The sequence below is a fragment of the Acinetobacter sp. YH12116 genome (assembly GCF_013418895.1).
Taxonomy (GTDB): domain Bacteria; phylum Pseudomonadota; class Gammaproteobacteria; order Pseudomonadales; family Moraxellaceae; genus Acinetobacter; species Acinetobacter indicus.
In genome coordinates this window covers 31,857-45,204 of record NZ_VPBE01000021.1, presented here as the reverse complement: position 1 = coordinate 45,204, position 13,348 = coordinate 31,857, and the positions used below count along the sequence as shown (strand labels likewise).

General features: G+C 47.1%; 14 protein-coding genes. 7 read left to right on the top strand and 7 right to left on the bottom strand.

Translation table 11 applies throughout. The features are described 5' to 3' along the window. Positions 1 to 224: 224 nt before the first annotated feature. The 4 genes from FTU54_RS11860 to purE form a co-directional block, all read right to left on the bottom strand. Positions 225 to 1,508, bottom strand: a complete 1,284-nt coding sequence (locus FTU54_RS11860) for a lytic murein transglycosylase (protein ID WP_075175487.1) — start codon at positions 1,506 to 1,508, stop codon at positions 225 to 227. 482 nt (positions 1,509 to 1,990) lie between these two features. Next, positions 1,991 to 2,233 carry a hypothetical protein gene (locus tag FTU54_RS11855; protein WP_104470775.1) on the bottom strand — a complete coding sequence of 81 codons (243 nt, stop codon included), beginning with the start codon at positions 2,231 to 2,233 and terminating at the stop codon, positions 1,991 to 1,993. Between the two features lie 14 nt (positions 2,234 to 2,247). Next, complete coding sequence (locus FTU54_RS11850; RefSeq protein WP_104488335.1) at positions 2,248 to 3,369, bottom strand: 5-(carboxyamino)imidazole ribonucleotide synthase; 1,122 nt, start codon at positions 3,367 to 3,369, stop codon at positions 2,248 to 2,250. A gap of 15 nt (positions 3,370 to 3,384) precedes the next feature. Beyond that, a complete protein-coding gene (purE, locus tag FTU54_RS11845) occupies positions 3,385 to 3,897 on the bottom strand; it encodes a 5-(carboxyamino)imidazole ribonucleotide mutase (RefSeq protein ID WP_005181065.1) in 513 nt (170 codons plus the stop codon). Positions 3,898 to 4,185: 288 nt separating this feature from the next. Here purE and FTU54_RS11840 point away from each other — a divergent pair, with 288 nt between their 5' ends. After that, entirely contained in the window at positions 4,186 to 5,466 is a 1,281-nt protein-coding gene (locus tag FTU54_RS11840; RefSeq protein WP_180074792.1) for a DUF2254 domain-containing protein, read from the top strand. A 2-nt stretch (positions 5,467 to 5,468) separates the two neighbouring features. On the opposite strand, the gene FTU54_RS11835 is transcribed toward FTU54_RS11840, so the two are convergent. Next, a complete protein-coding gene (locus FTU54_RS11835; RefSeq protein WP_005181069.1) occupies positions 5,469 to 5,807 on the bottom strand; it encodes a DMT family protein in 339 nt (112 codons plus the stop codon). Between the two features lie 254 nt (positions 5,808 to 6,061). Between FTU54_RS11835 and mpl the strand changes: the two genes are divergently transcribed. Beyond that, positions 6,062 to 7,429: a UDP-N-acetylmuramate:L-alanyl-gamma-D-glutamyl-meso-diaminopimelate ligase gene (gene mpl / locus FTU54_RS11830; protein ID WP_005181071.1), complete on the top strand. Its 1,368-nt coding sequence runs from the start codon at positions 6,062 to 6,064 to the stop codon at positions 7,427 to 7,429. A gap of 247 nt (positions 7,430 to 7,676) precedes the next feature. Beyond that, positions 7,677 to 8,762, top strand: coding sequence for a zinc-dependent alcohol dehydrogenase family protein (locus FTU54_RS11825; protein ID WP_180074791.1), 1,086 nt, complete (start codon positions 7,677 to 7,679; stop codon positions 8,760 to 8,762). Positions 8,763 to 8,857: 95 nt separating this feature from the next. Here the strand turns inward: FTU54_RS11825 and FTU54_RS11820 are convergent, their stop codons facing one another. Next, the gene (locus FTU54_RS11820) at positions 8,858 to 9,139 is read right to left on the bottom strand and encodes a GNAT family N-acetyltransferase (RefSeq protein WP_180074790.1); all 282 of its coding nucleotides are present in this window, start codon (positions 9,137 to 9,139) and stop codon (positions 8,858 to 8,860) included. 38 nt (positions 9,140 to 9,177) lie between these two features. Next, positions 9,178 to 9,543 carry a GNAT family N-acetyltransferase gene (locus tag FTU54_RS11815; RefSeq protein WP_158650617.1) on the bottom strand — a complete coding sequence of 122 codons (366 nt, stop codon included), beginning with the start codon at positions 9,541 to 9,543 and terminating at the stop codon, positions 9,178 to 9,180. A gap of 384 nt (positions 9,544 to 9,927) precedes the next feature. Between FTU54_RS11815 and FTU54_RS11810 the strand changes: the two genes are divergently transcribed. From FTU54_RS11810 to hpt, 4 genes are all read left to right on the top strand, one after another. Next, positions 9,928 to 10,893, top strand: a complete 966-nt coding sequence (locus FTU54_RS11810) for a TerC family protein (RefSeq protein ID WP_163143371.1) — start codon at positions 9,928 to 9,930, stop codon at positions 10,891 to 10,893. Positions 10,894 to 11,156: 263 nt separating this feature from the next. Then, entirely contained in the window at positions 11,157 to 12,473 is a 1,317-nt protein-coding gene (gene guaD, locus FTU54_RS11805; RefSeq protein WP_180074789.1) for a guanine deaminase, read from the top strand. Next, complete coding sequence (locus FTU54_RS11800; RefSeq protein WP_005181085.1) at positions 12,460 to 12,615, top strand: hypothetical protein; 156 nt, start codon at positions 12,460 to 12,462, stop codon at positions 12,613 to 12,615. Before guaD ends, FTU54_RS11800 begins: the two co-directional genes overlap by 14 nt. 70 nt (positions 12,616 to 12,685) lie before the next feature. Then, positions 12,686 to 13,213 (top strand): hypoxanthine phosphoribosyltransferase, encoded by a 528-nt coding sequence (gene hpt, locus FTU54_RS11795; protein WP_005181088.1) that lies wholly within the window; start codon positions 12,686 to 12,688, stop codon positions 13,211 to 13,213. Positions 13,214 to 13,348: the final 135 nt, after the last annotated feature.

Here is a 13,348-nt window from a genome sequence, read left to right as displayed (position 1 = left end):
TTCTGTCCAACATGGTGTACTTTAGCAAGTTGTTCAAAATCCTGTCGCACAACAGGTTTAATTAGCTCATGAAATACGGTATTCTGATGTGACAAAACCTGAATCCTGGTCGTTAAAGTGTTTGTTTGCACTCATATTTTAACTGTTAGGACTCAGGTTTTTTTATTTAAAGCAAACTATGGGACAGCAGTGGCCATAAGGCGCCCTTTTTATTGCATATTTATTTATTGCAGCATCATCAGTTTGGCATTTTCATTACGAAAAGCGCGTAACACCTGCTGTCCGGCACGCCCGGTGGGACTTAAGCCCAGGCGGATCTGTTCCTGACGAATCGCCTGACGGGTTTTATCACCAATCAGGCCATCTACCGCACCAATATCATGACCGCGATTTAATAAAAACTGCTGGATTTCACGACGTTCTGCGCGTGAAGTGCCCGGATCATCGGTAGGCCATGCCGTCACAAACGGGCCTTTGCCCTGTAAACGGTCGGATAAATGCGCAATGGCCAAGGCATAACTTTCCGCGGCGTTATAACTGTAAATGGCATCAAAGTTTTTAAACACCAAGAAAGCCGGGCCATTGCCGCCTGCCGGTGTCAGCAAACCGGCCTGACTGCTGCCTGAAAGATTGCCCTGAATCAAGGCACTGCCATCGGCTCGTACTAGCCCACGATTGACCCAGCTGCTTAAGGATTTTTTATTGCGGCGCCCTTCTCCACTGACTGACATGCCTGCGGGCAATTTCACTTCAAAGCCCCACGGCTGTCCGCTTTGCCAGCCACGTTTTTTCAGGAAATTGGCGGTTGATGCCAAGGCATCAGTGGTGCTTGAGACCAGATCACGGCGGCCATCACCATCAAAATCCACTGCCAGTTCTTCATAGGTCGATGGCATAAACTGGGTATGACCAAATGCCCCGGCCCATGAGCCTCTGAGCTGATCTTCACGCACATCGCCGCGTTGTAAAATACGCATGGCGGCAAAGAATTCGCCGCGGAAATAACTCTGACGACGGCCTTCACAGCTTAAAGTACCTAAAGCCTGCAATAACGGATAACGGCCAGAAATATCACCAAAATTACTTTCTACACCCCATACCGCGACCACGGTTTCTGGCGGTACACCATAAGCTGCTGCAACCCGGTTCAGTACCTCACGGTGCTCGGCCAGTTTTTGCTGGCCCAGTTGTACGCGTTCTTCATCGACCAGACCGGAAAGATAATCCCAGATTGGCGTCGAAAATTCCGGCTGATAATTCAGGCGTTCAATCACGGAATAATCTGGCGTTAAATTTTGGGTATAGCGGTCATAAGTACTGCCACTGACGCCCTTGGCCATGGCCTGACCGCGTAAATTGGCCAGACAGGCCTGGAAATTATTTTGAGGCTGGATGGTGCTTGGCACCGGCGCCGTGGTGGTGACCGGCTGACCGTTAATAATCAGTTCTGCATGTAGCTGAGATGCAGCCAATGCCAAAGATCCGAAAACAAAAGCAAAGCGATGCATACTATCCCTTATGTCATTTGAATTTAAAACTGGTTTTACCATAACAGCTGGGCCATAAAATGACAGGGTAAAAACGTAAATTTAAATTTATTTTGCTTCATTTTAAATTCATATTTCAGTTTTGAATTTAAAAAATTTTATCCACAGATCTAATCTTGAGTATTTTTAAATTCAAATCTAGGTTTTCTTATTTTTTAAATTTAAATTCATTCTTTTAAATTCATTTTTTCAGACTTCAACCAGTAAAGTTATCCACACCTGCAAAACAGCGCTGGTTTTAAATTTAAATCATCATTTTTAAATTTATTTCAGGAAAACTTATCCACAAAACCCATCCACCGGACCGTAAATCTGTACTTTTTAAATTTAAATTGCAGTTTTTGAATTTATTTCGCAGGTTTTAAATTCAAATTTTAAATTTAAAACTACAAACAGATTTGAATTCATAATTTTGAATTTAAAGTTCAGCGGATATTTTAAATTCAAACTGCATATTCAGATTTAAATTTAAAATAAAATCTGTGTTTGAATTCATTTTTAATTTTTTCAGATGCTCTGTATTTATGTTTATTTTTTAGCCATTTATAGTTATAAAAGATCTGGACTGAAGCAATCAAGCCTGTTGTTGAACCAGCCGACCAATGGCAGCTGGCGAAAAAAGAGCGCAATCTTGCCCGAATTTCTGGCATAAAAAAAGCGGCCCGCTGAGGGACCGCTGTTTTCATAAACGAATCTGCAGTTAAATGCTCATATCTTCACTCAAGGCCAGCGGATTTGGCAAAATTTTCGCCAGCTGACGGCAGAGTGACGTCAGTTCGCGACTGTCGTTTGGCATTAGGGTAATATGCCCGATTTTACGGCCTTCGCGTTCAGTTTTATTGTACAAATGCAGATGTGCACCATTTAACGCCAACACATCTTCCGACTTTGGATGCTGACCAATAATATTCACCATCACTGTCGGGCGCACCACCTCAGTCGAACCGAGCGGCAAACCAGCCACTGCACGGACATGGTTTTCAAACTGTGAACAGACTGCGCCTTCAATCGACCAGTGCCCTGAATTATGCACGCGTGGTGCCATTTCATTGGCATACAGGCCTTTTTCAGTGACAAATAGTTCTAGTGTCAACACACCAACATAGTTCAGATGATTCAGCAAACGTGTAATATAGTCTTGCGCCACCGGTTGCAAGTCAGTGCTGTTCGGTGCCGGTACAATCGAGTGCGACAAAATCCCGTGATGGTGATGGTTTTCAGCCAATGGCCAGGTTTTCACATCGCCATTTTGGCCACGTACCGCAATAATTGATACTTCACGCGAGAAGGTGACAAAACTTTCTGCAATCAGCAAGCCGGCAGGGCCGAGTTCTGCCCAGGCCTGATCAATCTGATCAGCACTACGCAGCACAAACTGACCTTTACCATCATAACCGCCAGTTGCGGTTTTCAGTACAATCGGCAGACCTAATTCAGCTACCGCCGCCTGTAAACTGTCCAGCGAATCAACCGCCTTATACGGCGCCACCGGAATCTGCAGTGCATCAAATAAGGCTTTTTCCTGCAGACGGTTTTGCGCAATCGCCAGCGCCTGACGCGGCGGATGCAACGCTTTACTTTGGGTCAAGACATCGACATCAGCCAGCGGGGTATTTTCAAATTCCAGGCTAAATACATCTGCACTCTGGATAAAATCCTGCAAACCGTGTTCAGCTGCGTTTGAATAGACCGTACCTAAAGCCGCAGAAGGGCAATCTGCACTGGCTTCAAAGAAAGTACATTGAATATTGAGTGGTAACGCGGCTTGCGCCATCATACGACCAAGCTGCCCACCACCAAAAATACCAATGGTTTTATTCATAAGGAATGTCCCGTATTACGCCTGACCCGGAATATTGTTGCTGGCCACTTTATCGGTTTGCGCTGCACGGAAATCAGCGACATTTTTCGCAATCTCTGGACGCGTTAAACCCAGAATCTGGGCAGCCATAATGGCAGCATTGGTGGCACCGGCCGGACCAATTGCCAAGGTACCCACCGCAATTCCGGCCGGCATTTGTACAATCGACAGCAGTGAATCGACACCATTTAAAATAGAAGATTTAACCGGCACACCCAGCACTGGAAGATCAGTCTTGGCTGCGCACATGCCCGGTAAATGGGCAGCGCCACCCGCACCGGCAATAATCACCTGAATACCACGATCACGCGCAGTTTCGGCATATTCGAATAAACGGTCTGGGGTACGGTGCGCAGAAACCACTTCCGCTTCAAATGGGACACCAAGCTGCTTGAGCATATTGGCAGTGTGTTCGAGAGTTGCCCAATCAGATTGAGAACCCATAATAATTCCAACGAGAGGAGCGTCTTGTGCTGCGGCCGCATTCATTGCTAATGTTCCAGAGACTAAGTGAAAAAAGATAAATCTCGACGAGAGCCAAGCTTTAATGAATAAGCTCCGTATTATAGACTGAAAAACCGGCTGGCTAAAGTTCGGCGCAAGAATAAAGATTAAAATTATCTGTTTGTAAAACTGAAGAAAATACAATGATGGCAATAGGCCAAAAATACAAAAAGAGGACATACAGCGGTGAAAAAAACGCTATAACTATCAAGATAAAGCTTTTTGTAATGAATAACTTAAGATTAGATTAAAGATATTTTCAGGGCAGTTTCCATGTGGTTCAAACTTAAAATCTGGCTACAAAACCCTTCAGAAAACTTATGGCTGATGCCGGCGCTGGGTGCCATCTTTGCGACATTTTTTTCATTATTTGCCATCGCCAGCCAGTATTTTATTCCGGCCAGTACGGTACCGAATATCAGCATCGACACCTTGGGCAGCTTGCTGGATATTATTGCCTCCAGCATGCTGGCAGTGACGACCTTCTCATTGTCGATTATGGTGGCAGCTTTTGCTTCGGCTTCAAGCAGCGGCACACCACGTGCCTATAGCTTGATGATGAGCGATGACAACACCCGGCTGGCCATTTCCAGTTTTATTTCCGCCTTTATTTATGCAGTGATTGCCAAAATTGCCCTGGGGCTGGAGTACTACGGTCCATCGGGACGTTTTGTGTTGTTTATCAGTACTATTCTGGTGTTGATGTACCTGATTTACACCCTGATTCATTGGGTACAAACCCTGTCTAAACTCGGCAATTTAACCACCACCATCGACAAGATTGAAACTGCGGCCAAAAAGGCCTTGGGCCAGTTCCGGCATCAACCGGACTTGGGGGCAACAGGGCAGAAGCCTGCTTTTACGCCCAGCTTTTGCGTCTATAGCAGCACAACCGGCTATTTTAACCATGTCGATCTGGCCGGACTGGAGCAGATTGCCGCGCAGCAGCAACTGCATTTACATCTGCCATCTATGCCGGGAAAATTTTTAGATCCGATGACTGCGCTGGTCGAGGTCTATAGCCCGCAGGCGCTGTCCGAAGAACAGCAACAGCAGATCCGCGATCAGATTCTGCAGCATCTGATTATTGAAACCAATCGCAGTTTTCTACAGGATCCGCGTTTTTGTCTGCTGGTGATGAGTGAGGTCGGGCAAAAAGCCATGTCGAGTGCAATTAATGATGTCGGTTCTGGCATTAGCGCGCTGAATGCGCTGACCCGGATTCTGATTGACAGTCGCCCGGACCCGGAGGCGACGCGCTGTGATTATCCGCATCTCAGTATTGAGTGCTTTGATCTGCAAGACCTGATTTATGGCAGCTTTATGCCGCTGGCCCGCGATTGTGCCCAGAATCTGGAGTTAAATCAGCGCCTGCTGAAATGCCTGTCGATGATTGCGCAGAATGTGCCGGAACCGGAACTCAGACAGGCGGCCACGCAGATGGCGATGCAGGTGCTACAACGCTGTTTACATCACTTTGATTTCGCACCAGAACGGGCGCTGATTCAAGCAGATTTCGCCGCACTTTTTCCACATCTGCCACAACCAGAATAACTTTAGCTACTGCGAAAAACGAAGTAAACACAACCGAGTAGGCACAGACCAGCCCAGAGATAATCCAGTTTAAACGGCTGCTTGAACAGATACAGCATAAACGGCACAAAGACCAGCAGGGTCACCACTTCCTGGGTAATTTTCATTTGCCCAAGTGACCAGCCATGCTGGGCCAGTAAGCGCGTGGCCGGAATCATAAAGGCGTATTCGAGCAGGGCAATCATCCAGCCAAACAAAATGGCCTGCCACAGCGGCGCGCCATGCAAAAATTTCAGATGTCCATACCAGGCCAAAGTCATAAAACAGTTGGAAATAATTAACAGCAGTAAAGGGAAGGACATAGGCGGCAGTATCCAGAAAATGTCAGCCTATTGTACGGTTTCAGGCCAAAAAAGCAGTGCAGCCGTGCGGATTTTTTTCACGGTCAGCATCCACCTGGAAAATGCCTGATTTTTTCGGATTCCAGTCAACGAATCCCTACAAGAATGACTATCTTTTCCGAAACAGCCTTGCTATCGTTGCTGACAATTCAATACATCATGACCAGGCCATCAACAAGAATGGTACGGTCCTACACGCAGTGGAGTAACAGCGGATGCATCTGCATATTTTGGGTATTTGTGGCACTTTTATGGGCTCTCTGGCCTTGTTGGCGCGTGATCTGGGACATACCGTGACCGGTTCCGACCAGAATGTTTATCCGCCGATGTCGACCCAACTGGAAAATGCAGGCATTACCTTAATGCAGGGCTATGACCGCAGCCATTTACAGCCGCATCCGGACTTGGTGATTGTCGGTAATGCCATGAAACGTGGTATTGATGCGGTGGAATATATGCTCAATGCCGGTCTGCCTTATGTTTCAGGTCCACAATTCCTGGCCGATCATGTGCTGCAAGGCAAGCATGTTCTGGGCGTGGCCGGCACCCATGGTAAAACCACCACCACCACCATGCTGGCCTGGGTGCTGGATCAGGCCGGTCTGGAACCGGGCTTTTTGATTGGCGGCGTTCCGCTTGGCTTTAAAGAAAGCGCGCGTTTAGGTGGTGGCAAATACTTCTGTGTCGAAGCCGATGAATACGATTCTGCTTTCTTTGACAAGCGTTCCAAGTTCGTGCATTACCATCCGAAAACTGCCATTTTAAATAACCTGGAGTTTGACCATGCCGATATCTTTGATGATCTGGCGGCGATTCAAAAACAGTTCCATCATCTGGTGCGTACCATTCCAAGTGAAGGCTGCATTATTGCACCGGTTACCGAAACCCATATTGATGAAGTGCTGGAAATGGGCTGCTGGACACCGGTGGTCCGCACCTCACTGACTGCACATGCCCAGGCCGCGCTATCTGCCGAGCAGTTACAGGCCGATGGCTCACATTTTAAAGTGCTGCAAGATGGTGTGGTTCAGGGCGAAGTCTGCTGGAACATGACCGGCCAGCATTCAGTGGCCAATGCCCTGGCAACCATTGCCGCGGCGGCGCATGTTGGTGTATCGATTGAAACGGCCTGTGCGGCCTTGTCCAATTTCGGCGGGGTAAAACGCCGTATGGAACTGCTCGATACCGTACGCGGCATTGAGGTCTATGATGACTTTGCCCATCATCCGACGGCAATTGACACCACCCTGGAAGGCGCTCGCAAACGTTTAGGTGAACGTAAACTGTGGGCGATTATTGAGCCTCGTTCCAATACCATGCGTATGGGCAGCCATAAAGATGGACTGGCACATTCAGCGCGTCTGGCCGATGAAGTAATCTGGTATCAACCGGAAGGACTGGACTGGGATTTACAACCGGTGGTGGCTGCGGCACCAAACAAGGCCAAAATTGCCCGGACGCTGGATGACATTATTCATACCGTCAGCCAGGAAGCAGGCGAGGGCGATGCGGTGGTGATCATGTCTAATGGCGGTTTTGGTGGTCTGCACCAGAAATTATTAAGCGCATTAAAATCGGCTTAAGCACGTTTATTGACCTGAAACATCATTCAACGGGGCTGTAGTTAGAATACTGCAGCCCTGTTTTATTGTCATACAATTCAATAGATTAAAATAAATATAAATATATGAATAAAAACGGTTTTTTAGAGATGAACTTGTCATCAACTCCTGTTAAGTTAGAACGATCACATCCTGTGCTATAACGGTTCCTGATGAGGTGAAAAGGCGCAGGCTGTCCCACAATAAGCACAACAAGAGGATGACCACCATGTCCCAGACAATGCAAGCCATGGTTTATCATGGCGCCAATGATATCCGTTTTGAACAGCGTCCACGTCCCCAGATTCTGCAACCCACTGATGCCATCATCCGCGTGACCAAGTCAACGATTTGCGGTACCGACCTTGGTATCTGGAAAGGCAAAAACCCGGAATTTGAAAGCACCGCAATCGAAAAAACCGGCCAGTTTGATGGCCGTATTCTCGGCCATGAAGGCATCGGGATTGTTGAAGAGGTCGGTACGGCAGTCAAAAATTTCAAACCGGGCGACCGGGTGATTATTTCCTGCGTCAGCCGCTGCGGTACCTGTGAAAACTGCCAGAAACAGCTCTATGCACACTGCCGTAATGAAGGCGGCTGGATCATGGGTTATATGATTGACGGCACCCATGCCGAATATGTACGCACCCCATTTGCTGATACCTCGCTTTATCCGCTGCCAGAAGGACTGAATGAAGAGGTCGCGGTATTTTTATCAGATGGGTTGCCGACTTCGCATGAAATTGGCGTGCAATATGGCAATGTCAAACCCGGCGATACCATTGCCATTATTGGTACCGGCCCGATTGGGATGGGCTGTCTGCTGACTGCACAATTCTATTCTCCAGCGCAGATTATTGCGGTAGATATGGATGATAACCGCTTGGCCATGGCCAAAGAACTTGGCGCGACCCATACCATTAACTCGGCCAAAGAAGATGCCATTCAGCGCATTCTGGAGATTACCGATGGCCGCGGGGTCGATTGCGCCATGGAAGCCGTGGGGGTAGAAGCCACCTGGAATATTTGCCAGCATATCGTCAAAGAGGGTGGTCATCTGGCCAACGTCGGAGTACACGGCAAATCGGTGAATTTTGAGTTAAATAAACTCTGGATTAAAAACCTGACCATTACCACCGGTCTGGTCAATGCCAATACCACCGGCATGCTGCTCAAAAGCTGCTGTGCCGGCAAACTGCCGATGGAACGTCTGGCCACCCATCATTTTACATTTGACCAGTTTGAAAAGGCTTATGAGGTATTTAAACACGCTTCAGATGAAAAAGCCCTGAAAGTGATCATTGATTACAGCTAAGGTCTTTATCGGCAATCAAAAACCACGAGTGCATGCTCGTGGTTTTTATATTTCAGCTGGCATTACAAAGTCAGCTGCAGGTTCAAGTGCCAGATTTAAGCGGCGACATCGGCCAGGCTGGGCTCACGTCGAAACATGACTTCAACATAAGAACAGACCGGTACAATCTTGAGCTTTTTTTCCCGGGCAAACTCGACCAGTACATCCAGTAATTGACGAGCAATGCCTTGGCCACGCAATGAATCATCTACCCAGGTATGGTCGGCGACAATTTTATGTGCGTCCTGCCATTGATAGGTGATTTCAGCAATCCGCTGTCCATCCCGTTCAATAAAAAATGCACCGCCACGTTTTGCCTCTTGATGTTGAATATCCATTGCTGTCCTGCCTTAAAGTTTATGTGTCATCTGATGAATTAGGGTTGAAGTACATCCTGAATCGACGGGTCTTTTTCAAAAGCCGCTTTGGCATAAGGGCAGAGCGGTATAATCTTGATCTGCTGTTCGCGGGCATAATTGACCGCAGCTTCAACTAAGTGACGTCCCACACCCTGACCACGTAACTGTTCACTGACCGTGGTATGGTCAATAATGATTTTATCTTCGCCAGCACGTGAATAGGTCATCTCAGCCAGACGCTCGCCATTGGCTTCAACAAAAAAGGCCCCTTTGCTGTCATTGTTTTCGTGTTGCACCATCATTTTTATCATATCCTCCCATCTGAATTTTGAGTATCTGCTTTCTGCAGAAAAAAATATAGCATCTGATCTGTAATCTAACATTTTCACTGCATGTTGAAACAATTGCATACAGTCGCTTTTTTCTTGACGAGGAATACACTGTAGCACGCGCTCATTTACATTCGACCATTTGCACTTTACTTAAAAATATGCAATTCTCTGTCGACTTTGGGGCATTCCCCCAACACAGAATTGTTGAACAAGGGGAGTAGCCTCCTCCAAGCGTTAAAAGCCAGATGAAACTCACTGGTTTTAACCTGTCAGACTATCGTCATTACACTTTGCAAAAAGTCGGTATCTGAGCATTGAATCTGCACAGGCAGGGCAATGTAGGCAAGACCTTGATCACGTTGTTATGGATGTTTTTATTTCATCTGGCAACGGGTCAAGGTTTTTTTATGGCCAATTGTCGGATGTGGAGATTGTATGGAATCTATCGGCAATATCTGGCTGTATCTGGCCTTTTTTGCGATTGTTATGGTCATGCTCGCCATCGACTTTCTGGGCTTTAAACAAAAAGAAGGCCAGACCGTCCAGGTGCGTACCGCCGCTTACTGGAGTATCGCCTGGGTCAGCGTGGCCATGCTGTTTGGTGGTGGCCTATGGCTGTATCTGAATCAGACTGCCGGACTGGATGTCGCCAATACCAAGGTGATGGAATATCTGGCCGGTTATTTACTGGAAAAATCACTGGCCATTGATAACGTCTTTGTCTGGCTGATGATTTTTGCTGCCTTTGCCATTCCACCAGCGTTACAACGTAAAATCCTGCTGTATGGCGTTTTGGGCGCTATTGTGCTGCGTACCATCTTTATTTTTATTGGCGCCTGGTTTGTGCAGGAATTCTCCTGGATTCTGTATCTGTTCGGTGCCTTCCTGGTCTATACCGGCTTTAAATTCCTGCGTGGACAGGACGATGAAGACAGCAATATCGAAGATATGGCGATCCTGAAATGGTTACGCAAACATATGCGGATTACCCCGCAGCTGGAAGGCAGCCGCTTCTTTGTACGTAAAGAGGGCTTACTCTGGGCCACGCCACTCTTTCTGGTGCTGATTCTGGTTGAAGCCTCCGATGTGATTTTTGCTGTGGATTCAATTCCTGCAATTTTCGCCGTGACCAGTGATCCCTTTATTGTCTTGACCGCCAACCTGATGGCGATTTTAGGCTTACGCGCCATGTTCTTCCTGCTGGCCGGTGCAGCCACCAAAATGCATTATCTGCCGTATGGGCTGGGAATTATTCTGGTGTTCATTGGCTTCAAGATGCTGATGCTGGATGTGTTCCACATGCCAATCTGGATTTCCCTAAGCTTTATTGTGATTGTGCTGGCAATTACCGCCTGGCTGTCGATTCGTCACAGCCGCAAGCATCATGAAACCACGCTCTAAAGTGGACTGATTGATCAAAAAGCCCGTTGCATACGGGCTTTTTTTATTTTCCATATTCAGGGATTACTCTTAAATATCAGCGTATAAGTACTCGATTTAACTGAATATTTTAGAGTTGACCCAGTGGACATCTTGTATTTCACCCAAACTGGCAACAGTTTTGCATGACACCCAATGTCTGTGACTGAATGTTGGATTTTCCATACAGGGCAGCGCTTTTCAGCTACAATCAACCGAAAAAATTAAACAAGTGCAGGTTTTTCATGTCTTCTGTCATTGCAACGACGGCAATTCGCGGCCGCTTCCTCGATATTCAGAATACAGTTGCTCAAGCGCGTGATATTCACGACCAAGTGCGCTATGTAGAAGATGGTTTATTAATTACCCAACACGGGAAAATTCACTGGTTTGGTCCCTGGGAAGAGGGGCAGGTGCATATTCCGGCCGGTGTTTCGGTGCAGCATTATCCCGATCAGCTGATTATACCCGGCTTCATTGATACCCATATTCATTTCCCACAAACCGAAATGGTGGGCGCCTATGGCACCCAGCTGCTGGAATGGCTGAATACCTATACCTTTCCAACCGAAATGCAGTTTGCTGATAAAAGCTATGCTGACAAGATTGCTGCATTTTTTGTGCAGGAACTGCTGAAAAATGGCACCACCACGGCACTGGTGTTCTGTACCGTGCATCCTGAATCTGTCGATGCCCTTTTTGAAGCCGCAGAACAGCACCAGATGCGCCTGATTGCTGGTAAAGTGCTGATGGACCGTCATGCACCCGAGGAACTCTGTGACACGCCAGAACGCGCCTATCAGGAATCTAAAGCACTGATTGAAAAGTGGCATGGAAAAGGCCGTAATTTATATGCGATTACCCCGCGTTTTGCGCCGACCTCAACGCCGGCACAACTGGAAAAAGCGCAGCAGCTGAAAGCTGAATATCCGGATGTGTATTTACATACCCATTTAAGTGAAAACAAAAATGAAATTGCCTGGGTCAAAAGCCTGTTCCCGGAGCAAAAAGGCTATTTAGATGTCTATCATCATTATGGGCTGACCGGTTCACGTTCGGTATTTGCGCATTGTGTGCATCTGGAAGAGCAGGAGTGGGACTGTATGCACCAGACCGATTCCGCGATTGCCTTTTGTCCGACCTCCAACCTGTTCCTGGGCAGTGGCCTGTTCCCGATTCATCAGACCTGGCAGAAACAGGTCAAAATGGGCCTGGGCACCGACATCGGGGCAGGGACCTCGTTTAGCCAGCTGCGCACCATTAGCGAAGCCTATAAAGTCCAGCAGCTACTTGAGCAAAACCTGTCGGCCTATGAAGCGCTGTATCATGCCACTTTAGGCGGTGCCAAAGCACTGGATCTGAATGACAAGCTCGGCAATTTCAATATCGGTAAAGAAGCTGATTTTATTGTGCTGGATTTAAACGCTACCGCCTTGCAGGCCCTGCGCCAGCAGCACAGCAAAGGCCTGGAAGACAGCCTGTTTGCGCTCATGACCATGGGCGATGAACGTAATATTCAGGCCACCTATATTTATGGACAATGTGCCTATGTCCGCGACTAAACCTATACGCCGGGCGCAACCGAAATGGCGGGTGGCGCTCACGCTGATTGGTCTGGCCTTATTGCTGAAAAGAGACCACCCGGTCAAAAATGCTGTTTTTTTAGACAGCAAAGAGGATGCATCTGACCGCAAGATGTATTAAAATTAAGGCATATTTTGGGGTGTTGCAGGTCAACACCTTTTTTATTTTTTGCTCTTTTAGGGATCTACCCATGACCGTTGATATGAAAGTATTGATTTCTGCTGAAGAAATTCATGCGAAAGTTCAAGAACTTGGTAAACAGATTAATGCGCACTACGCCAACAGTGACAAGGAACTGGTATTAATCGGTTTACTGCGCGGTTCTGTGCTGTTTATGGCCGATTTATGCCGGACCATTGAAAAACCGCATGAACTGGACTTTATGACCGTTTCAAGTTATGGCGGCAGTACTGTGTCTTCGCGTGATGTAAAAATCCTGAAAGACCTCGACGGCGAAATTCGTGGCAAAGATGTGCTGGTGGTAGAAGATATTATCGACTCTGGCAATACCCTGAGCAAAGTACTGGAAATTCTACAAACCCGTGAACCAAATTCGATTGAGCTGTGTACCTTGGTCAGCAAACCGTCACGCCGTGAAATTGAACTGGAAGTTAAATTCCTGGGCTTTGAAGTAGAAGACAAATTTATTGTCGGTTATGGCCTCGACTATGACCAGAAATATCGCCATATCCCGTTTATTGGTGAAATTGGTCTGTAAGCAACCGCAAAAGAAAGTGGCGTTCAGCCACTTTTTTTACGACAAAGCGGACAAAAAAACTACAATCTGTAGCAGGACTCTACTGTTTGTCCTCTCAAAAATCCTGAAAAATAAATCAAATAGCAACAACTCAAC

Bases quoted from the DNA above. Each gene is read 5' to 3' on its own strand.
- FTU54_RS11815 (WP_158650617.1), bottom strand. From the start codon at position 9,543: ATGTTAGATTACAGATCAGATGCTATATTTTTTTCTGCAGAAAGCAGA.
- FTU54_RS11825 (WP_180074791.1), top strand. From the start codon at position 7,677: ATGTCCCAGACAATGCAAGCCATGGTTTATCATGGCGCCAATGATATC.
- FTU54_RS11810 (WP_163143371.1), top strand. From the start codon at position 9,928: ATGGAATCTATCGGCAATATCTGGCTGTATCTGGCCTTTTTTGCGATT.
- FTU54_RS11850 (WP_104488335.1), bottom strand. From the start codon at position 3,369: ATGAATAAAACCATTGGTATTTTTGGTGGTGGGCAGCTTGGTCGTATG.
- guaD (WP_180074789.1), top strand. From the start codon at position 11,157: ATGTCTTCTGTCATTGCAACGACGGCAATTCGCGGCCGCTTCCTCGAT.
- FTU54_RS11860 (WP_075175487.1), bottom strand. From the start codon at position 1,508: ATGCATCGCTTTGCTTTTGTTTTCGGATCTTTGGCATTGGCTGCATCT.
- mpl (WP_005181071.1), top strand. From the start codon at position 6,062: ATGCATCTGCATATTTTGGGTATTTGTGGCACTTTTATGGGCTCTCTG.
- FTU54_RS11835 (WP_005181069.1), bottom strand. From the start codon at position 5,807: ATGTCCTTCCCTTTACTGCTGTTAATTATTTCCAACTGTTTTATGACT.
- FTU54_RS11800 (WP_005181085.1), top strand. From the start codon at position 12,460: ATGTCCGCGACTAAACCTATACGCCGGGCGCAACCGAAATGGCGGGTG.
- hpt (WP_005181088.1), top strand. From the start codon at position 12,686: ATGACCGTTGATATGAAAGTATTGATTTCTGCTGAAGAAATTCATGCG.
- FTU54_RS11855 (WP_104470775.1), bottom strand. From the start codon at position 2,233: ATGAAAACAGCGGTCCCTCAGCGGGCCGCTTTTTTTATGCCAGAAATT.
- purE (WP_005181065.1), bottom strand. From the start codon at position 3,897: ATGAATGCGGCCGCAGCACAAGACGCTCCTCTCGTTGGAATTATTATG.
- FTU54_RS11820 (WP_180074790.1), bottom strand. From the start codon at position 9,139: ATGGATATTCAACATCAAGAGGCAAAACGTGGCGGTGCATTTTTTATT.
- FTU54_RS11840 (WP_180074792.1), top strand. From the start codon at position 4,186: ATGTGGTTCAAACTTAAAATCTGGCTACAAAACCCTTCAGAAAACTTA.